General features: G+C 46.8%; 19 protein-coding genes, 2 tRNA genes and 1 pseudogene. 10 read left to right on the forward strand and 12 right to left on the reverse strand.

The features are described from left to right. The first annotated feature begins 54 nt into the window (after window positions 1–54). On the forward strand, window positions 55–765 hold the full coding sequence (gene fadR, locus CEW91_RS04005) for a fatty acid metabolism transcriptional regulator FadR (RefSeq protein ID WP_088767770.1): 711 nt from the start codon (window positions 55–57) through the stop codon (window positions 763–765). Window positions 766–877: 112 nt separating this feature from the next. After that, window positions 878–1,327: a TM2 domain-containing protein gene (locus tag CEW91_RS04010; protein ID WP_088767771.1), complete on the forward strand. Its 450-nt coding sequence runs from the start codon at window positions 878–880 to the stop codon at window positions 1,325–1,327. Between the two features lie 93 nt (window positions 1,328–1,420). Here the strand turns inward: CEW91_RS04010 and CEW91_RS04015 are convergent, their stop codons facing one another. After that, complete coding sequence (locus CEW91_RS04015; RefSeq protein ID WP_088767772.1) at window positions 1,421–2,002, reverse strand: superoxide dismutase; 582 nt, start codon at window positions 2,000–2,002, stop codon at window positions 1,421–1,423. A gap of 210 nt (window positions 2,003–2,212) precedes the next feature. Here CEW91_RS04015 and CEW91_RS04020 point away from each other — a divergent pair, with 210 nt between their 5' ends. Together CEW91_RS04020 and CEW91_RS04025 are read left to right on the forward strand one after the other, a co-directional pair. Further along, complete coding sequence (locus tag CEW91_RS04020) at window positions 2,213–2,551, forward strand: Grx4 family monothiol glutaredoxin (RefSeq protein WP_088767773.1); 339 nt, start codon at window positions 2,213–2,215, stop codon at window positions 2,549–2,551. Between the two features lie 123 nt (window positions 2,552–2,674). Continuing rightward, window positions 2,675–3,280 carry a peroxiredoxin gene (locus tag CEW91_RS04025; RefSeq protein ID WP_088767774.1) on the forward strand — a complete coding sequence of 202 codons (606 nt, stop codon included), beginning with the start codon at window positions 2,675–2,677 and terminating at the stop codon, window positions 3,278–3,280. Window positions 3,281–3,342: 62 nt separating this feature from the next. On the opposite strand, the gene rnt is transcribed toward CEW91_RS04025, so the two are convergent. After that, the gene (gene rnt / locus CEW91_RS04030; protein WP_088767775.1) at window positions 3,343–3,981 is read right to left on the reverse strand and encodes a ribonuclease T; all 639 of its coding nucleotides are present in this window, start codon (window positions 3,979–3,981) and stop codon (window positions 3,343–3,345) included. 154 nt (window positions 3,982–4,135) lie between these two features. Here rnt and CEW91_RS12465 point away from each other — a divergent pair. Beyond that, a pseudogene (locus CEW91_RS12465) lies at window positions 4,136–4,587 on the forward strand (OmpA family protein); the annotation flags it as partial. 87 nt (window positions 4,588–4,674) lie between these two features. Then, window positions 4,675–5,016, forward strand: coding sequence for an OmpA family protein (locus tag CEW91_RS12470; protein ID WP_332455495.1), 342 nt, complete (start codon window positions 4,675–4,677; stop codon window positions 5,014–5,016). Between the two features lie 5 nt (window positions 5,017–5,021). Here the strand turns inward: CEW91_RS12470 and nth are convergent, their stop codons facing one another. The 7 genes from nth to rsxA are packed head-to-tail and all read right to left on the reverse strand — an operon-like array spanning window position 5,022 to window position 10,843. Next, window positions 5,022–5,657, reverse strand: a complete 636-nt coding sequence (nth, locus tag CEW91_RS04040; protein ID WP_088767776.1) for an endonuclease III — start codon at window positions 5,655–5,657, stop codon at window positions 5,022–5,024. Between the two features lie 9 nt (window positions 5,658–5,666). Next, window positions 5,667–6,353: an electron transport complex subunit E gene (locus CEW91_RS04045; protein ID WP_088767777.1), complete on the reverse strand. Its 687-nt coding sequence runs from the start codon at window positions 6,351–6,353 to the stop codon at window positions 5,667–5,669. After that, complete coding sequence (rsxG, locus tag CEW91_RS04050) at window positions 6,350–6,991, reverse strand: electron transport complex subunit RsxG (RefSeq protein WP_088767778.1); 642 nt, start codon at window positions 6,989–6,991, stop codon at window positions 6,350–6,352. Before rsxG ends, CEW91_RS04045 begins: the two co-directional genes overlap by 4 nt. Further along, window positions 6,988–8,046 (reverse strand): electron transport complex subunit RsxD, encoded by a 1,059-nt coding sequence (gene rsxD / locus CEW91_RS04055; protein WP_088767779.1) that lies wholly within the window; start codon window positions 8,044–8,046, stop codon window positions 6,988–6,990. The genes rsxG and rsxD overlap by 4 nt, the downstream gene beginning before the upstream one ends. Beyond that, window positions 8,043–9,683 (reverse strand): electron transport complex subunit RsxC, encoded by a 1,641-nt coding sequence (rsxC, locus tag CEW91_RS04060; RefSeq protein WP_088767780.1) that lies wholly within the window; start codon window positions 9,681–9,683, stop codon window positions 8,043–8,045. The genes rsxD and rsxC overlap by 4 nt, the downstream gene beginning before the upstream one ends. Beyond that, complete coding sequence (gene rsxB, locus CEW91_RS04065; protein ID WP_088767781.1) at window positions 9,680–10,261, reverse strand: electron transport complex subunit RsxB; 582 nt, start codon at window positions 10,259–10,261, stop codon at window positions 9,680–9,682. Before rsxB ends, rsxC begins: the two co-directional genes overlap by 4 nt. Next, a complete protein-coding gene (gene rsxA, locus CEW91_RS04070) occupies window positions 10,262–10,843 on the reverse strand; it encodes an electron transport complex subunit RsxA (protein ID WP_053952646.1) in 582 nt (193 codons plus the stop codon). Window positions 10,844–11,035: 192 nt separating this feature from the next. On the opposite strand from rsxA, the gene CEW91_RS04075 reads away from it, so the two are divergent. Both CEW91_RS04075 and CEW91_RS04080 read left to right on the forward strand, forming a co-directional pair. Next, the gene (locus tag CEW91_RS04075; RefSeq protein ID WP_088767782.1) at window positions 11,036–11,545 is read left to right on the forward strand and encodes a phosphatase PAP2 family protein; all 510 of its coding nucleotides are present in this window, start codon (window positions 11,036–11,038) and stop codon (window positions 11,543–11,545) included. Further along, window positions 11,542–12,558 (forward strand): glycosyltransferase family protein, encoded by a 1,017-nt coding sequence (locus tag CEW91_RS04080; RefSeq protein ID WP_088767783.1) that lies wholly within the window; start codon window positions 11,542–11,544, stop codon window positions 12,556–12,558. Before CEW91_RS04075 ends, CEW91_RS04080 begins: the two co-directional genes overlap by 4 nt. Before the next feature lie 31 nt (window positions 12,559–12,589). On the opposite strand, the gene CEW91_RS04085 is transcribed toward CEW91_RS04080, so the two are convergent. From CEW91_RS04085 to CEW91_RS04095, 3 genes are all read right to left on the reverse strand, one after another. Then, window positions 12,590–12,666: transfer RNA gene (locus CEW91_RS04085), tRNA-Asn, on the reverse strand. A 26-nt stretch (window positions 12,667–12,692) separates the two neighbouring features. After that, window positions 12,693–12,769: transfer RNA gene (locus tag CEW91_RS04090), tRNA-Asn, on the reverse strand. Between the two features lie 718 nt (window positions 12,770–13,487). Then, window positions 13,488–14,675, reverse strand: coding sequence for a pyridoxal phosphate-dependent aminotransferase (locus tag CEW91_RS04095; RefSeq protein ID WP_088767784.1), 1,188 nt, complete (start codon window positions 14,673–14,675; stop codon window positions 13,488–13,490). Between the two features lie 134 nt (window positions 14,676–14,809). Here CEW91_RS04095 and CEW91_RS04100 point away from each other — a divergent pair, with 134 nt between their 5' ends. Beyond that, window positions 14,810–16,168 (forward strand): MATE family efflux transporter, encoded by a 1,359-nt coding sequence (locus tag CEW91_RS04100; RefSeq protein WP_088767785.1) that lies wholly within the window; start codon window positions 14,810–14,812, stop codon window positions 16,166–16,168. After that, the gene (gene uvrB / locus CEW91_RS04105; RefSeq protein WP_088767786.1) at window positions 16,161–18,194 is read left to right on the forward strand and encodes an excinuclease ABC subunit UvrB; all 2,034 of its coding nucleotides are present in this window, start codon (window positions 16,161–16,163) and stop codon (window positions 18,192–18,194) included. The genes CEW91_RS04100 and uvrB overlap by 8 nt, the downstream gene beginning before the upstream one ends. Window positions 18,195–18,275: the final 81 nt, after the last annotated feature.

An 18,275-nucleotide genomic window follows, 5' to 3' on the forward strand; every position in this document is an offset into this window, starting at 1 on the left:
GACCTCGTATAAGGCTGCTAGAATCACTCTATCATTCAGCATTTGGGCGGGAAAATGATTATAAAAGCCAAAAGTCCGGCGGGATTTGCCGAAGAGTATATCGTTAAGTCTATTTGGAACGGGCATTTTGCGCCAGGAACCATTTTACCCGCAGAACGTGAATTATCGGAGCTAATTGGCGTTACTAGAACGACGTTACGGGAAGTTTTGCAACGCTTGGCTCGTGATGGTTGGTTGACCATTCAACATGGTAAGCCGACGAAAGTGAATAATTTCTGGGAAACTTCCGGGTTAAATATACTGGAAACCTTAGCGCGCCTTGATGAAGATGGCATGCCAGAATTGGTTGATCAACTCTTATCTGCCCGTACCAATATTAGTGCTATTTATATCCGCGCAGCCATTCGTCATAACCCAGGCCGCGTCATTGAGTTGATAGAAGCAGCGAAAGAGCTTGAGGACGATGAAAAGAGCTTCGCAGAGTTTGACTATCAGCTAAACCACGACTTAGCCATGGCTTCCGGAAACCCGATTTATGTATTGGTGTTAAACGGATTTAAAGGCCTGTATTCACGCATCGGTCAGTACTACTTTTCTTCACCTGAGGCCCGCCAACTGGCACGCGACTATTATGAAAATTTAGTGAACTGCGCTAAAGAGGGTGACTATAACGAGTCGGTAAACCTGGTGCGTCGCTATGGCTATGAATCAGCTGAAATATGGCACGGTTTACGAGGCGATATGCCCAATAACCTAGTCGAATAAAGCGCCGGAAAGGCGCTTTTTTTATGATCTTAATTTTTGCGTTGCTTAGCTATTTACAATTCTATAACCTATTAGCTGATACCGACCTAATAGCCAAAAGGAAGATAATAAAATGAAGGGAACAGTATTAGATTTTGACGAGGGCAACCGTAACGGCATTATCTCTGGTGAAGATGGTAACCGTTATACTCTTGATATTTCAGAGTGGAAAGGAACTCAGTTGCCAAAAGCGGGAACTAAAGTTGACTTTGCGGTTACCGGCGACAAAGCGGAGGCAGTCTATCCGGACTCCGTAACGGCAAATAGCAGTACGTCTTCGAAGAAAATTGCAGCGGCTGTATTGGCCTTTTTCTTAGGTGCTTTTGGTGCGCATAAATTCTACTTAGGGTATACCAAAGAAGGCGTCATTATGTTGCTGGTGTTCCTGTTTGGATTTATTCTTTTAGGCTTTCCGTCGATTATTATTGGCATTATTGCGTTCGTCGAATTTATTATTTATATCGTTAAGCCAGACGACGAGTTCGAGGAAACTTATGTACAGGGGCATCGTCCTTGGTTTTAAAAGGGCATTGTCCTTGGCTTTAAAATTGAATTTGAACAATAAAAAAGGCGCCAGAGGCGCCTTTTTGTTTTCTATCTGCAAAACTCGGAACTATTAACCTAAGTTTTTGTTCACAAAGTCCCAGTTTACCAGCTTCCAGAATGCTTCCAGGTAGTTAGGACGAGAGTTGCGATAATCGATGTAGTAGGCGTGTTCCCATACATCGACAGTTAATAGAGCTTCAACACCATCGTGTGCGACTGGAGTGTCTGCATCATCGGTGTTCAGGATATCAACAGAGCCGTCAGACTTTTTCACTAACCAAGTCCAACCTGAGCCAAAGTTACCTGCTGCGCTTGTGTTGAATTCTTCTTGGAACTTTTCGAAAGAACCCCATTTGTCATTGATAGCGTCAGCAATAGCGCCAGTTGGAGCGCCGCCGCCATTTGGGCTCAAACAGTTCCAGTAAAACGTGTGGTTCCAGACTTGAGCAGCGTTATTAAACAAACCACCTTTTTCTGACTTAATGATGTCTTCTAACGACTTGCTTTCAAGGTCAGTACCTTTGACGGCATCGTTCAGTTTGTTGACGTAAGTCGCGTGGTGCTTGCCATAGTGATACTCTAAAGTCTCTTCTGAGATATGAGGCGCTAATGCGTTTTTCTCATAAGGAAGAGCGGGTAGTTCAAATGCCATAGTCTCTCTCCGTAGTTTTTCTTTTAAGGCAACTTAGTATCTGGCGACACGTATTTATAATCGCCAGAAGACGAATTTTATTCTTGTATCTACGTTATATAGGGTTGGTTAGATTGCTTTTCAAGGAAATCTTTCAATTTAGGCAAATCTTTTCTGCTGTGCTAGAATACTTGAGTGTTTTAATCAACCATTATGTAGAGCAGAGGTGTTATGGAAACGGTTGACAGAATTAAGCAACAAATCGAAGAAAATCCCATTTTGTTATACATGAAAGGCTCGCCGAAACTGCCAAGCTGTGGCTTTTCGTCACAGGCATCACAGGCTCTTATGGGATGTGGTCAGGCGTTTGCTTATGTGGATATTTTGCAGAACCCAGACATTCGTGCGGAACTGCCAAAGTACGCAAACTGGCCAACCTTCCCACAGCTTTGGGTTGAAGGTGAATTAGTCGGTGGTTGTGATATTATCATTGAGATGTTCCAAAATGGTGAATTGCAGCAGCTGATTACAGAGGTAGCAGAACGCCACCCGGAACCGTCAGCAGAGTAAAATAGCTGAACAAATAGTAAGCAATCGGTCAAAAGTTTTGACAGAGCCCTTGTTTTTAACCTGGGCTATCCCCATTACCGATTGTGAAGGTTTCATTTACTTTAACTGAAATGGAGAGAATCAATGTCTGTATTAGTAGGTCGTAAAGCACCTGATTTTACTGCAGCAGCGGTACTTGGCTCAGGTGAAATTGTTGAAGATTTCAAATTGTCTGACCATATCAAAGGCAAAAAAGCAGTTATTTTCTTCTACCCATTGGACTTCACTTTCGTATGTCCTTCTGAGCTAATCGCTTTTGACAAGCGTTTAGAAGAATTCAATAAGCGTGGCGTAGAAGTTATCGGTGTTTCTATCGATTCTCAGTTCACGCACAACGCATGGCGTAACACCTCAACTGACGACGGTGGTATCGGTCAGGTGAAATACCCATTGGTTGCTGACGTACGTCACAGCATCTGTAAAGCGTATGACGTTGAGCACCCAGAAGCAGGCGTTGCGTTCCGTGGTTCATTCCTGATCGACGAAGACGGTATGGTTCGTCACCAAGTTGTTAACGACTTACCATTAGGTCGTAACATCGACGAAATGCTGCGTATGGTTGACGCATTGAACTTCCACCAGAAGCACGGTGAAGTTTGCCCAGCAGGTTGGGAAGAAGGTAAAGAAGGCATGAAAGACAACCCTGAAGGTGTTGCTTCTTACCTGTCTAAAAACGCTGACAAACTATAAGCGTTTAATGATAGTAAAAAAGTCGCTCCTCGGAGCGACTTTTTTGTTTTGTGTTTCTAAAGTTAGTCATTAGAAGCCAGTGGCCAGCCACCTAAATCTCTCCAACGGTTGACCATCCAGCAGAATAACTCCGCCGTACGCTCTGTGTCATAAAGAGCGGAGTGCGCTTGTTTCCCATCAAACTCAATTCCGGCAGCCTGGCAAGCTTTTATCAGTACCGTTTGCCCCAGTGTCAAAGCCGCTAATGACGTAGTGTCAAAGCTTACAAAGGGGTGAAACGGATTACGTTTTAAATTGGCTCGCTCAGCCGCAGCCATGACAAAACTATGGTCAAAATTCGAATTATGACCGACCAGAACTGAGCGCTGACAACCTGCTGCTTTTTGTGCTTTTCTAATGGGTTTAAACAGTTCGCGTAATGCTTCTGACTCTGCGACTGCGCCGCGCAGGGGGCTATCGGGATCAATGCCGTTAAAATCGATAGCCGCTTGTTCTATGTTGGCGCCTTCAAAAGGTTCGACGTTATAATGCACTGAATCAACCGGCTTTAACGTACCGTCGCTGTCAAAGTCCAGCAGTACCGCCGCTATTTCTAAAAGGGCGTCTGTTTTTGCGTTAAAACCCGCTGTTTCGACGTCAACAACGACCGGCATATAGCCACGAAACCGTTTCTTCATTAGCGACTCAGAAGTGTCAGACATAAAGACCTTTTCGTTATTTAAGTGGTTATCTCAATTGGGTCTATTATGCCAAAGATATATCGATAATGCTGAGAGAAACGCTAAAGCGCGGCGAATAAATGCCGATAAAAGCGTATTCGAACTTTGAACCGGAGTGCCTATGAAAAACTGGCCGATGTTAACTGCGGCTGCAGCTTCAGTGTTGCTGGCAACAAGCCAGGCAAACGCCAATGCAGTTAGGCATTACAGCGCTGATCTTGATAGCTCGTCGTGGCAGCTAAGTGAAGATACTCGGCTGGAATGTGCGTTAGAGCATGAAATTCCGCGCTACGGTAAAGTTCGCTTTCAAAGCGAAGCAAGTAAACAGCTCAACTTGCGTATGAAAATGGACATGAGAAAGTTGCCAGACAGCTATGGTGTTTCGGCGATTGAGTCTGTGCCACCTCGCTGGCGTCCGGGGAAGCAAGTTACCAAATTGGCTCTATGCAGCTTTATAAGCAGTTTAATGGCGAGTTACAAAAGCAATTAGCCTGGACACTGTTGAGCGAGCTGGAAAAAGGCCGGTATCCGACGTTTTTCTACGACGACTGGTATAACAACCGTGATCAGGTGGCTGTGTCGTTGTCCTCGGTGAATTTCCGTAATAAATACGATGACTTCTTAAGTTGTGTTAACGCGTTACTCCCGTTTAGCTTTGAAGATATTGCTTACACGGTGCTGAATCATGAAGATGGCAGTGAAAAACTGACCGTATCGTCACAGCGTAAGCTAAAGCAAATTAGCGATTATTTGAAAGTCGATAATGATCTTGAACTTGTCCTTGTCGATGCTTACACAGATTCGCTCGGTGCGCGGGGACCAAACCAGGAGCTGACAGAGCAGCGAGCCAAAGAAATACAGACGTTTTTTGTTGAGCGTGGTATAGCGGCTGATCGTATAAAAACGGTTGGTCACGGTGAGGATCGACCGATTAAGTCAAATGACAACGAGATTAACCGACAGTTAAACCGCCGGGTTATCGTACAGCTCGCAAAACCCTCAGGGATTGAGCTTTAACCGGCTCAATCGCTGGTTTTGTCTTTAAACTCGCATAAGTCTTCAATAATACACGAGCCGCAACGAGGTTTCCTGGCAATACAAGTGTAGCGACCGTGCAGAATAAGCCAGTGGTGTACGTCGACTTTGAATTCCTTTGGCACCACTTTTATCAGTTTTTCTTCCACTTCTTTCACGTTCTTCCCTGGTGCCAATTTGGTTCGATTAGAAACGCGGAAGATGTGAGTATCAACGGCAATGGTCGGCCAGCCGAACGCGGTATTTAAAACGACATTAGCCGTTTTACGTCCGACCCCCGGTAGAGCTTCCAGCGCGGCTCTGTCTTCCGGCACGTTACCACCGTACTGCTCCACCAGAATCTTACAGGTCTTGTAGGCATTCTCGGCTTTCGAGTTAAACAAACCAATGGTTTTTATGTACTCTTTTATCCCATCCACACCCAGTGCCAGCATGTCCTCAGCCGTTGGAGCGGCGGGAAATAGCTTACGTGTTGCTTTATTAACCCCGACATCGGTGGCCTGAGCAGACAATAGCACAGCAATAAGCAGCTGAAATGGTGTGTCGTACTCCAGCTCTGTGGTTGGGTTTGGGTTATTGTCGCGAAGACGGCTTAAAATTTCGTAGCGCTTAGTTTTATTCATAATTAATTATTACTGTTGTGCGGTTACACGGGCGCGGGTGACGGTTTTCTTCTCTGCTCGCTCTGCTTTTATGGCATCAATCCGGTTTTTCAAGGCAATGATAAAGCCCATGCCGATAAAGGCGCCTGGGGGTAATATAGCGAGCAGAAGCGGATAGTCAACGGTGAATAACTCAATTCGTAATTGGGCAGCCCAGTCCCCAAGTAGCAGCTCAGCACCGTCGAACAACGTCCCATTACCAATAATTTCACGCATAGCACCGAGCAGCATCAGTACCAATGCAAAACCGATGCCCATCATCAACCCGTCGAATGCCGCTTTCTGCCACGGGTTTTTAGACGCATAAGCTTCAGCACGGCCGATAATGGCGCAGTTTGTAACAATAAGCGGAATAAAAATACCGAGCGATTGGTACAGCTCGAATACATAAGCGTTCATGAGCAGTTGAATAACGGTCACAAAGGTAGCAATGACCATAACAAAGACTGGAATACGTATTTCCTGAGGCACGAAGCTACGCACCAGTGAAACGGTCACATTGGAACCAATAAGAACGAAGAGTGTGGCTAAGCCAAGTCCCATCGCATTGGTTACTGAGGCGGTGACCGCTAGCAACGGGCACAACCCCAGTAATTGTACCAGCGCTGGATTGTTGTCCCAAAGCCCTTGCCAAGTCAGTTCTTTGTATTCGTTCATTGTGCGGCCTCCTGACAGCGCTGAAGCTCAGCATTGAATAATGTGCCTGCGTTTTCTTCTAAATACAGTGTGGCTCGTTTAACAGCGCCAACCACGGCTCGTGGTGTAATGGTTGCTCCTGTGAACTGATCAAACATACCACCGTCACGTTTTACCGCCCAACGCTCATCGTCTTCGGATTTCACTCGCTTGCCAGAAAACGACGTAATCCAATCGTTTTTCTCTATTTCTATTTTGTCGCCGAGCCCCGGCGTTTCCTGATGTCGTAATGTTCTGACACCAAGTAGCTCCCCGGAGGGCTTTACAGCAACTAATAAGCGAATGGCACCTGAATAACCGTCGGGTGCAACAATTTCCGCGGCTAGTGCGCTGGGTTCATCATTAACCCAGGCCCGATACATCGGGTGCGGTTCGTTGCTGCCAAGAGCGGCATGAGTCAGCAGACGACAGGATGCATACAGATCGTTGTCGTGCATAGCGGGCGGAATAAGCTGATTCAAAGTGCGGAGCACCTGGGCTTGCTGTTGTTGTGCAATTTTATCTTTGGTCAGCACCTGTACGCCTACCACTAAAGCCGTAGCAATAACCGCAAAGGCGGCCAGTATAAGGCCGTTTTTCTGCATACTATTAATGGTCATTTGCGTTCTCCATGACCATAAACGGTTGGTCTTGTATAACGATCAATAATAGGCACACACATATTGGCTAATAGTACTGCAAAGGCAACACCATCAGGGTACCCACCCCAACTACGGATAATAAACACCAATACACCGATTAACATGCCGAAAATAAAACGGCCCCGGTTCGATGTAGCCGCAGACACTGGGTCGGTCGCAATGAAAAATGCGCCAAGCATGGTGGCGCCGCTCAGTGCGTGAACGATAGGGCCCGCCATTAAATCCGGTGCGAACAGATAAGCAAAGAAAGCCGGCACACACAATCCTGCGATGAGCCCGACAGGAATGTGCCAGCTGATAATACGTTGTTGTATGAGTAACAAGCCACCAACGAGAAAGCCGAGGTTAACCCATTGCCAGCCAGCACCTGCTAAAAAGCTAAACTGGGGCTTGGTATATACTTCGGTTAGTGTGAAACCCTGTGTTAAGCCTGTTTTTATGGCATCTAAAGGAGTTGCCATAGTAACGCCGTCAATACCGGCTCGCAGTTGTTCGACGCTGTAACCCGCCGGCGTATATTCAAACAGTATGGTGTGTAGCGTCTGCCAAAGCGTGAGTGAATGCTCACCTATTGTCGATGGCGGTAGCCAGTTGGTCATTTGTACCGGAAAAGATATCAGCAATAAAACGTAACCCGCCATCGCCGGATTAAACAAGTTTTGTCCCATGCCACCGTAGACGTGCTTCACAACAACAATAGCAAACAGCGTACCGATAACAATGATCCACCAAGGGGCTAACGGTGGAATACTGATGGCCAATAAAATAGCCGTAACCAAGGCTGTGTTATCGCGCAGAGCCGACATGGCAGGGCGGTCACGCGCAATAATGCAGGCAGATTCAGCGAGCAACGCCGTAATGACTGCCAGAATGATTTGAAACCAAACACCGAAGCCGAAGAAGTAACTTTGTATCAACACACCGGGCACCAGCGCGTAACACACCCAGCGCATCATGCTGCTAGTACTGTGTTGGCTGTGCCCATGAGGAGACGATGCTATTTTAAAACTCATGACTCATTTCCTTTTGCTGAGCTACTTTCTTCATCGGCTTTTTGCGCCTGGGCGGCTTTTTTAGCTTTAGCGCGAGCGATAGCGGCTGCAACTGCTGCCGATTTGCCGCCTGACTCCGGCTTTTCTTTAGTGTCCGAACCTGGCGTCTCGGCTTTTTCAGCCTGAGCCTTTTTACGCGCCTCGGCTGCTTTTCTATGACGTTCTAAGCGCTCCTCCTTCTCACGCTCTAAACGCTCTTGTCGAGCTTCAAAACGCTGACGCGCATGCTCAGCTTTGGCTTTTTCGCGAGCAATGTTGCGAATCTCTGCCTTCGCTTTACGGTAATAATGGACTAACGGAATTTCACTGGGGCAAACATAGGCACATGCGCCGCATTCTATGCAGTCAAATAGGTTCTGCTCGTCTAGCGCGTCATAGTCTTTGGCTTTGGCTAATAGTTGCAGTTGCTGAGGTTGTAGGGTTGCTGGGCATGCATCGGCGCAGGCACCGCAGCGAATGCAGGCAAGTTCAGGTCCCGGCGCAGGAAGCTCTTCCTCTGTCGGAGCCAAAATACAGTTAGTGGTTTTTATTACCGGAACTTCAATGCTCGGTAGTGTAAAACCCATCATTGGCCCACCCATAATCACGCGTTGTTTGGTCTCGGCCGTAAACTCTGACTCTTTCAACAAGTGCTCAATGGGAGTCCCCAACAATGCCCAGACATTGCGTTTCTTCGCGATAGCGTCGCCGGTCATCGTCACAACACGCTCCAGCAATGGTTCACCGTGAATAATAGCGCGTTTGACGGCATAAGCAGTGCCAACATTTTGCATTAAGAAACCGATATCCATTGGCAACTTGCCACTGGGAACCTGCTCACCGGTGAGAAGTTCAATAAGCTGCTTTTCGCCGCCAGAAGGGTATTTGGTTGGTACAACCTTCAATGCTATTTGTGAATCGTCCCCAATAGCAGCGCGAATAGCATCAATAGCCTTAGGCTTATTATTTTCTATGGCAAAAAGCACAGAGTCACAGTGGGTGATGTACTGTAGAATTTTCACACCCGCGATTATGTCTTCAGCGTACTCCTGCATTAAGCCATCATCAGCGGCAATATAAGGTTCGCACTCAACGCCATTAATAATCAGGTGACGTAGAGGCTTTTGCTGTGCCAGTTTTTGTGCGGTTGGGAAACCTGCCCCACCCAAACCTGCGATGCCAGCTTGCTGAATCAGTTCAAGCAAGCGAGAAACTTCAACTTCCCGGTAATCCGGAATGGCGTGTTTATTGCCCCACCGATCTTCGCCGTCGGGCCTTATGACGATGGTAAGTTCGGGTAGCCCTGAGGCATGTGCCGTTGGGCGTTCTTCAATCGCATGAATAACACCGGACGTCGGAGCATGCAGCGGTAGCCCCAGGCTTAAACTGGCTTCGGTTAGCTGCTGGCCTTTATCAACGCTCTGACCAGGCTCAACCAGTAAATTACCCGATGGACCAATGTGCTGACGTACTGGCAGTATTAACTCGTCAGGTAAAGGTAGTGAGCGTATTGGTTTGTTGCACGCTGGCGTTTTTCTCTCCGGTGGGTGTATGCCGCCAGGGAAATGTCCGGAGACGTTGCTCGATACATAAATGGTGTTGCTATCTGAATGGCTCATTCAACCACCTTCACCGGAATGCTGTTCTTTTTGATGTTTTCTTTAACGGTATCGAGATCCCATTGCCAAGTTTCCGGGCTAGCCTTCACGGCGACCATGTCGATGCAGTCGACTGGGCAAGGTTCAACACATAGGTCGCAACCTGTGCATTCGTGTTCGATAACGGTGTGCATTTGTTTGGCGGCACCTAGAATCGCGTCGACCGGGCAAGCTTGAATACACTTGGTGCAGCCAATGCATTCGTCTTCACGAATGACGGCCACTTTTTTTACGTCCTCTTCACCGTGGGCTGAGTCTAACGGTTTCGCCTCGACGCCCATTAAATCGGCTAACTGTTTTATGGTCGCCTCGCCACCGGGAGGGCACTTATTAATATCGTCACCGTTTGCAATGGCTTCTGCGTATGGACGACAGCCGGGGTAGCCGCATTGACCACATTGGGTTTGCGGCAGAACTTCGTCAATTTGGTCAACGATAGGATCACTTTCTACCTTAAACTTAACAGCAGCAAAGCCAAGAATGACGCCGAATATCAGCGCTAGAATGCCAAGTGTAATTACCGCTCCCAATACACTCATTTAACTACTCACTAATCCGCTGAAGCCCATAAAGGCAAGAGACATAAGGCCCGCTGTTATCATTGCAACCGCAGAGCCTTTAAACGTGACCGGTACGTCGGCTGCAGCCAGGCGCTCACGCAACGCTGAGAAAAGAATAAGAACCAGCGAGAAACCAATGGCAGCGCCCAGCCCATAAACAATAGACTGAACAAAGTTATGCTGTTCATTAATATTCAACAAAGCCACGCCCAATACCGCGCAGTTAGTTGTGATGAGTGGCAAAAATATACCCAGCAAACGGTATAAAGTCGGGCTGGTTTTATGCACCACCATTTCAGTGAACTGAACCACCACCGCAATCACCAAAATAAAGCTCAACGTTTGCAGTGACATAAGCCCTAATGGCTCGAGTAAGTACTCATTCACCAAATAACTGCAAACCGACGCCAGAGTTAATACGAAAGTCGTTGCAGCGGACATACCAATAGCGGTGTCGAGTTTATTGGACACACCCATAAATGGGCACAAGCCAAGAAACTTAACGAGCACAAAGTTATTTACCAATACTGTGCCAATTAATAGCAGCAAATAGTCGGTCATTGAGCAGTCCGCAACAGTGAAAAATAAAGAGGGCATATTATCGGTGTTTTGTGGTTTATAAACAACCGCCTTTGGGCGGGGTTTATCGGTGAATATCGGTAAATTGTCACTTTATTGTCACGCTAACGCATAAAAAGCGTCATAAATGGCTGGCAAAGTGACTGCAACTGGGGCTAAAACGGTATAAAAGCCATGGTACTGCTCAGTTATTTACAGCGTTTCGATACCTACTGTTATTGTTTGTTTTCAGGGATACGAGCGCGTCCAGTTGCCGGACGATTCGCGGTCTGGGTTTCGCGTTCAGGTGATGGCTATGCCTACTTTGCTATCGCGCTGAGCAGCGTATTACTCCATGACTCTGGAACGGCGTATTTCAAGCACTTATTGCTCGCTTTTCTCATTGAACTGCCCATTTACTGGTTATTAAAAAGCAGCTTCAAACGACGCCGACCCAGCGACTTAGGCTTATCACTCGCCGCGTTGATTGTCGCTTCCGATAAATTCAGCTTTCCATCCGGGCACACCGCAGCCGCCTTTATATTTGCCGGGATAACCGGGCTGCACTTTCCCGACTTTGGCTTTCTTTGCTACGTGTGGGCCTCAGCCATTGGTTTCTCAAGAGTCATTGTGGGTGTGCATTTTCCTTCGGATATTGTAGCCGGTGCTTTGCTTGCTATGTTTATTTGGGAGCTTGTGCTATGAGAATTCTTTACGGCATTCAGGGAACAGGGAACGGACACCTGTCCAGAAGCCATACTCTGGCAGGTTACTTAAAACAACAGCCTATTGATGTTGACTACCTGATTTCCGGACGCCGAAATACCGGGTTATTTGATATGGATGTTTTTGGTGCCTATCAGAGCTTTGATGGCTTGTCTTTTGTGACTGAAAATGGGGCGTTAAAACGTCGGAAAACCATCTCTTCGAATAATTGGAAGCAGTTTTATCAGGATGTTAAGGCGTTGGATGTGACATCGTACGACGTGGTTATTACTGACTATGAGCCTATTAGTGCCTGGGCAGCAAAACGCGCAGGAGTTCGCTGTATTGGCTTAGGGCGTCAGTACGCATTTCTTGAACCCGATCTTTATAAAACACTGAGTTTGTGGCAACGACAAATTATTAAGCAATTTGCACCTTGTACCACAGCTGTTGGCATGCATTGGGTAGAGTGCGGCAATGCAATACCTCCAGTCGTTAAAGAGTCTGATGACAGTTTTGAGGGCGGTTTAGCGCAACGAATTGTCGTGTACTTGCCGTTTGAAGATCCTGAAGTGATCATTAATGCGCTTTACCCTCTGGATGATTATGAGTTCTCAGTCTTTCATCCGAAGTTAACGCGGTGCAGCTATGGGCATATTGAGTGCTTTGCGCCGTCCAGGCAGCAGTTTTCAGATCACTTTAGCCGGGCTTCAGCGGTTATCTCAAATGCCGGCTTTGAAACGAGTTGTGAAGCGTTAAGAGAAGGGAAGGCGCTCATCATTAAGCCGCTGGTTGGTCAATTTGAGCAACAGAAAAATGCTGAAATATTAGCGCGAAAAGGGCTGGCGACGGTTTTGACAAGCGTGAGTTGCATTGCTATTGAGCACGCGCTAAAGAGCCGTCAAAGCACCCACATACAATGGCCTAACGTTGCTAAACATTTGGCAAATTGGATAACTGACGGTGCAAAGGAGTCGGTTCGGGATTTAAGTAAAAGACTATGGGGGATTTAGCGAACCTTAGCAGAAAGAGTTCTTAGAAACTTGGCTCCCCAGGTTGGATTCGAACCAACGACACATGGATTAACAGTCCACCGCTCTAACCAACTGAGCTACTGGGGAATAGATAAGTTCTGTAAACGTTGCATTGGCTCCCCAGGTTGGATTCGAACCAACGACACATGGATTAACAGTCCACCGCTCTAACCAACTGAGCTACTGGGGAACAACGTTTAACGGCTGCGAATATTAAAGCTACTGTCTTAGACTGTCAACTGTTCCATCAAGGTTTTTTAGGGAAATGGGCTCGTCTGCTGAAAAACTCAACAATTTAGGAAAATGGTCCAAATTGTTCGAAACAACTGCCTATACCTCGCTGTTAACAATGTCAAGCTTTGGTCATAATCGCGATTATAACATTAGATATAAGTTGATCGCTGATGTGATTATCCACAGATCACTGAATTGCCCGTTGGTTAAAGGCTGTAGGATCTTATCCACGGAATCTGTGGATAACCCTGTGTTTAACTCTGTTAAATAATACGGTTTACGCGGTGTTGAGCGCCATTTTCGGAGTGGTCAAAAATTGCCTAAATAAAAATATATTTATATAAATCATATACTTATAAAATATCGATGAACATTTGTTCAGTTTGCTGGATTGTTCGACAAGCAATGCGTACAGAATCAGCAACTTGTGTATTTCTTAGTTAAATTGATCGAAAATTGGTCCTGTTTACCATCAATTTTTTGCGGTTTTTCTCTTGACTTCCTGTAAGTCACTTAAAGAAAAGGCGCGGAAAGGATCGTAGTGAATTTTGTTAATTTGTAATAAAAGCGTCAAATGAAAATAAGTGAGAAATTTAACAGATAGGGATAAATAAAGTCAGAAAAGAGAAGGGTTTTGGCACTTAGAATATTGTTTAGCACCAAAACCCTATTTTTTATAAGTTTTCTGCAAACGCTCTAATGCGCTTGACCGCTTCTTTTAGCGTATTGAGGTCTGTCGCAAATGACAACCGGCAATAGCCATCAGCACCAAAGGCGGAGCCTGGCACTAGTGCAACATTAGCATCGGAGAGTAATTTTTCACAAAACGAGACGTCGTCAGCGGTTCCGGCTTTTTTCATCAGTTTTTCGATGTGTGCAAACGCATAAAACGTACCATCGCCTGGTACACAATCGATACCGTCAATTGCATTTAAGGCGTCGACTAAATAATCGTGACGTTCTTTAAACGCGGTCACCATTGTCTTTATGCAACTTTGATCACCGTCGAGAGCGGCGGCCGCGGCGTATTGACTGATACTGGCTGGGTTCGACGTGCTTTGCGATTGCATTTTTTTCATCGCAGCTATAATTGGCGCCGGGCCTGCAGCGTAGCCAATTCGCCAACCTGTCATGGCATAGGCTTTGGATACGCCGGTAAGAATTACCGTACGATCTTTAAGATCGGGGGCAACCATAGGTAAATTAGCAAAAGCTGAGTCAGACCAGAGAATATGTTCATACATATCATCGGTTGCGATAAGCACATTCGGATAGTCACGCAATACGTCTGCTAACGCTATTAACTCGTCTGCCGTGTAGGCAGTGCCCGCTGGATTTGACGGACTGTTAATAAACATTAGGCGCGTTTTGTCTGTCAGTGCGGCACGTAATTGCTCGGCCGTGATCTTAAAACGCTGATCAATGCCCGCCTGTACAATAACGGGCTCAGCGCCTACCAGCTTGGTCATATCTGGGTAAGACACCCAGTAAGGCGCAGGAATAACGACTTCGTCGCCGGGGTTCAGCCAAGCACTGAGTAGGTTATAGATGCTGTGCTTACCGCCCGATGAAACAATAATTTCGTTACGTTGGTAGCTTAACTGATTGTCCCGCTCTAACTTTCTAATAACGGCATCTTTTAGCTCAACAATACCATCGACCGCGGTATATTTTGTCTTACCGTCTTTAATGGCCTGAATGGCTGCGTCTTTAACAAATTCTGGCGTATCAAAATCAGGTTCACCCACACCCAGACCAATAACGTCTTTGCCTTGCTGGCGAAGTTCATTTGCCTTTTGAGTTACCGCTAAAGTCGGTGATGGTTGAATCGAGTTGATACGGTCGGAGAGTTGATAATCCACGTTCAGATCCTGTTTTTCAGATAGAGGAGAATTGCCCAATACTATACGGATTAGGGCGGTTAAAGTCTATTCTCCGTAGCCACAAACAGCGGTCTGAGTTACACTACTGGGCTACTTAACTGAGGAGGATTAGAATGGCAGCTGCCGACGCATCTCGAAGTCTTATCAGCGCGCCGGTAGGACAGAAGCTTTGGGAAATGACCTGGCCTGTTATTTTCGGTGTGGCCACCCTTATCAGCTTCAATGTTGTCGACACTTTCTTTATCAGTTTATTGGGCACCGACCCATTAGCGGCTGTTAGCTTTACCTTTCCCGTCACCTTTACTGTCGTCAGCCTGGCCATTGGTCTGGGCATTGGTACATCCGCTGTTATTGCCCGAAAGTATGGCTCTGATCGACCCGATGAAGCCCATTTTGACGGTTTCTCGGCACTCTCTGTTTCTGCGTTGCTGGTTGCTGCGCTGGCAGTCATTGGTTATGTGTTGATGGAGCCTATTTTCAGTCTGCTGCAAGCTCAAACCAGACTGATGCCGCTTATTCGGGAGTATATGACGCTGTGGTTCTTTGGTTGCGTTATGTTAGTTACGCCAATGGTAGGAAACGCGGTTTTACGGGCGGCAGGCGATACCCGAACGCCCTCATTAATTATGGCCTCAGGCGGTCTGGCAAATGCCATCTTTGATCCGATTTTAATCTTCGGCTGGGGGCCAATACCAGCGATGGGCGTTGAAGGAGCCGCATTAGCCAGCGTTATATCGTGGTTTAGCGGAGTATTCTTAGTTTTCTGGCTGTTGCGTCGTAATAAGTTGGTGTCTTTTACGCCGGCTAATGGGTTGAGTTTTGTAGCCGCATGGGTGAAGTCCGCAAGAGAGGTTTTAAAAATTGGCATGCCCGCCGCCGGTGCGAATATGCTCACCCCACTGGCTATGTCGGTCATGACAGCGATTGTTGCCGCTTATGGTGCGCCTGCCGTCGCCGCCTTTGGAGTTGGGTCGCGTTTAGAATCACTGGCGAGCGTTATTATATTGGCTTTATCGATGTCACTACCGCCGTTAATCAGCCAAAACTATGGAGCTGACAGAATTGATCGGGTGCAGCAGGCGTATCGTACCGCATTAAAGTCAGTGCTGATTATCCAGGCTGTTATTTACCTGTTGATGTTGGCGACAGCGCATTGGATAGCGATGGCTTTTGCCGAAGAAAAGGCGGTGGCCGACATTGTTAAGCTGTTTATTTATATTATGCCGTTGGGTTATGGACTACAGGGCGTCATTATTCTTACGAACTCGAGCTTTAATGCAGTTCACAAGCCGATGAATGCGTTGTGGCTGAGCATTATTCGCTTGTTTGTATTGTTCGTACCATTGTCCTATTTAGGCAGTTTACTAGCGGATTTAACCGGTCTCTTTATTGGCGGCGTTGTGGCAAACCTGCTAACGGCAACCATTGCCTATGTATGGTTTTCAAAAGAACTCAGGAGGGAGCATGGCTAAGTCATTTCAGTTGGTTTCTAAATATAAACCAGCCGGCGACCAGCCGAAAGCCATTGATAGTTTGCTCGACAACCTGGATGCAGGCTTAGCTCATCAAGTCTTACTGGGGGTTACTGGCTCGGGAAAAACCTTCACTATGGCGAATGTCATTGAGCGTTCGCAGCGGCCCACATTGATACTGGCGCACAATAAAACCCTAGCAGCTCAGCTTTATGGTGAGATGAAAGAATACTTCCCGAACAACGCAGTGGAGTACTTCGTTTCTTACTATGATTACTATCAACCAGAAGCTTACGTCCCAACGACCGATACCTTTATTGAAAAAGATGCCTCCATTAATGACCATATAGAACAAATGCGCTTGTCGGCGACTAAAGCGTTGATGGAACGCCGGGATGTTGTCCTGGTGGCGTCAGTGTCGGCCATTTATGGTTTGGGTGACCCTGAGTCATACATGAAAATGATGCTGCATTTGCGTCGCGGCGACATTATTGACCAGCGCGATATTTTGCGTCGTTTAGCTCAGCTCCAGTACAAGCGAAATGATGCCGCTTTTGAGCGTGGTACGTATCGCGTTCGTGGTGAAGTGATTGACATTTTTCCGGCCGAATCGGAAGAAATGGCGGTACGTGTTGAGTTGTTTGACAACGAAGTTGACAGAATCAGCTTCTTCGAGCCATTGACCGGGCAAGTCACAGAGAAGGACGTCGCCCGTGCAACCATTTACCCCAAAACACACTATGTAACGCCGCGTGAAGTGCTTGTCAAAGCGATTGATAAGATTAAAGACGAACTGAAAGAGCGTCGTGATATATTACTGAAGCAAAATAAGCTGATAGAAGAGCAACGTATTAATCAACGAACTCAGTTTGATATTGAAATGATGCTAGAGCTCGGCTACTGCTCGGGCATTGAAAACTACTCCCGTTACTTGTCTGGACGCGCGCCGGGCGAGCCGCCCCCGACATTGATGGATTACCTACCGGACGATGCCTTACTTATTATTGATGAGTCTCACGTAACAGTGTCGCAAGTTGGCGCTATGTACAAAGGGGACCGCTCACGTAAAGAAAACCTGGTGGAATACGGGTTCCGTTTACCGTCTGCGTTGGATAACCGTCCGTTAAAATTTGATGAGTTTGAAGCGATAGCACCGCAAACTATCTATGTTTCAGCAACGCCTGGTAAGTACGAACTCGAACGAAGCAGTAACGAGGTGGTTGAGCAGGTCGTTAGACCGACAGGGCTGGTCGATCCAACGATTGAAGTACGGCCGGTAGCGACGCAGGTTGATGACTTGATGTCAGAGATACGTTTACGCACAGAGCAGGGTGAACGCGTATTAGCAACCACATTGACCAAGAAAATGGCGGAAGATTTATCCGATTATTTGGATGAGCACGGTATTAAAGTTCGCTACTTGCACTCGGATATTGATACTGTCGAACGTATGGAAATTATTCGCGATTTACGGTTAGGCGAGTTCGATGTTCTGGTCGGAATTAACTTGTTGCGTGAAGGTTTGGATATGCCGGAAGTGTCGCTGGTGGCTATTCTTGATGCTGATAAAGAAGGTTTCTTACGTTCAGATCGTTCTCTGATTCAGACGATAGGCCGAGCGGCGCGTAACGTGAATGGTAAAGCGATTTTGTACGGTGACCGCATTACCGGCTCAATGCAGCGGGCGATTGATGAAACCGAGCGCCGCCGTGAAAAGCAGATTGCGTTTAACAAAGAGCATGGCATCACGCCGAAGGGGTTGAATAAGAAAATTACCGATGTCATGGATTTGGGGCAGGGCAGTGCGTCTGCTCGTAAGAGTAAAGCGGACAAAGCTCTGGCGGAGGTCGCGTCAGGCTATGATGCCCGCACCGTTGTTATTAAAGACACAAAATCGTTATTAAAAGAAATTGAGAACAAAGAGAAGCAAATGTATCAAGCCGCGCAGGATCTCGAGTTTGAGAAAGCCGGGCAGTTGCGAGATGACATTGCACAGTTGCGAGAACAGCTAAAACGCGCCGTATAATTTGCTAGTAAGCGCATTGATGGTAGCGAACAGCTTTATCGGTTTTATCTGTTAGATACAAACCTCCCAATCGACCAGAAT

This window comes from Idiomarina piscisalsi (assembly GCF_002211765.1).
Taxonomy (GTDB): Bacteria; Pseudomonadota; Gammaproteobacteria; order Enterobacterales; family Alteromonadaceae; genus Idiomarina; species Idiomarina piscisalsi_A.

Excerpts from the sequence above, each read along its gene's own strand:
- fadR (WP_088767770.1), top strand. The coding sequence starts at position 55 with ATGATTATAAAAGCCAAAAGTCCGGCGGGATTTGCCGAAGAGTATATC.
- CEW91_RS04010 (WP_088767771.1), top strand. The coding sequence starts at position 878 with ATGAAGGGAACAGTATTAGATTTTGACGAGGGCAACCGTAACGGCATT.
- CEW91_RS04015 (WP_088767772.1), bottom strand. The coding sequence starts at position 2,002 with ATGGCATTTGAACTACCCGCTCTTCCTTATGAGAAAAACGCATTAGCG.
- CEW91_RS04020 (WP_088767773.1), top strand. The coding sequence starts at position 2,213 with ATGGAAACGGTTGACAGAATTAAGCAACAAATCGAAGAAAATCCCATT.
- CEW91_RS04025 (WP_088767774.1), top strand. The coding sequence starts at position 2,675 with ATGTCTGTATTAGTAGGTCGTAAAGCACCTGATTTTACTGCAGCAGCG.
- rnt (WP_088767775.1), bottom strand. The coding sequence starts at position 3,981 with ATGTCTGACACTTCTGAGTCGCTAATGAAGAAACGGTTTCGTGGCTAT.
- nth (WP_088767776.1), bottom strand. The coding sequence starts at position 5,657 with ATGAATAAAACTAAGCGCTACGAAATTTTAAGCCGTCTTCGCGACAAT.
- CEW91_RS04045 (WP_088767777.1), bottom strand. The coding sequence starts at position 6,353 with ATGAACGAATACAAAGAACTGACTTGGCAAGGGCTTTGGGACAACAAT.
- rsxG (WP_088767778.1), bottom strand. The coding sequence starts at position 6,991 with ATGACCATTAATAGTATGCAGAAAAACGGCCTTATACTGGCCGCCTTT.
- rsxD (WP_088767779.1), bottom strand. The coding sequence starts at position 8,046 with ATGAGTTTTAAAATAGCATCGTCTCCTCATGGGCACAGCCAACACAGT.
- rsxC (WP_088767780.1), bottom strand. The coding sequence starts at position 9,683 with ATGAGCCATTCAGATAGCAACACCATTTATGTATCGAGCAACGTCTCC.
- rsxB (WP_088767781.1), bottom strand. The coding sequence starts at position 10,261 with ATGAGTGTATTGGGAGCGGTAATTACACTTGGCATTCTAGCGCTGATA.
- rsxA (WP_053952646.1), bottom strand. The coding sequence starts at position 10,843 with ATGACCGACTATTTGCTGCTATTAATTGGCACAGTATTGGTAAATAAC.
- CEW91_RS04075 (WP_088767782.1), top strand. The coding sequence starts at position 11,036 with ATGGTACTGCTCAGTTATTTACAGCGTTTCGATACCTACTGTTATTGT.
- CEW91_RS04080 (WP_088767783.1), top strand. The coding sequence starts at position 11,542 with ATGAGAATTCTTTACGGCATTCAGGGAACAGGGAACGGACACCTGTCC.
- CEW91_RS04100 (WP_088767785.1), top strand. The coding sequence starts at position 14,810 with ATGGCAGCTGCCGACGCATCTCGAAGTCTTATCAGCGCGCCGGTAGGA.
- uvrB (WP_088767786.1), top strand. The coding sequence starts at position 16,161 with ATGGCTAAGTCATTTCAGTTGGTTTCTAAATATAAACCAGCCGGCGAC.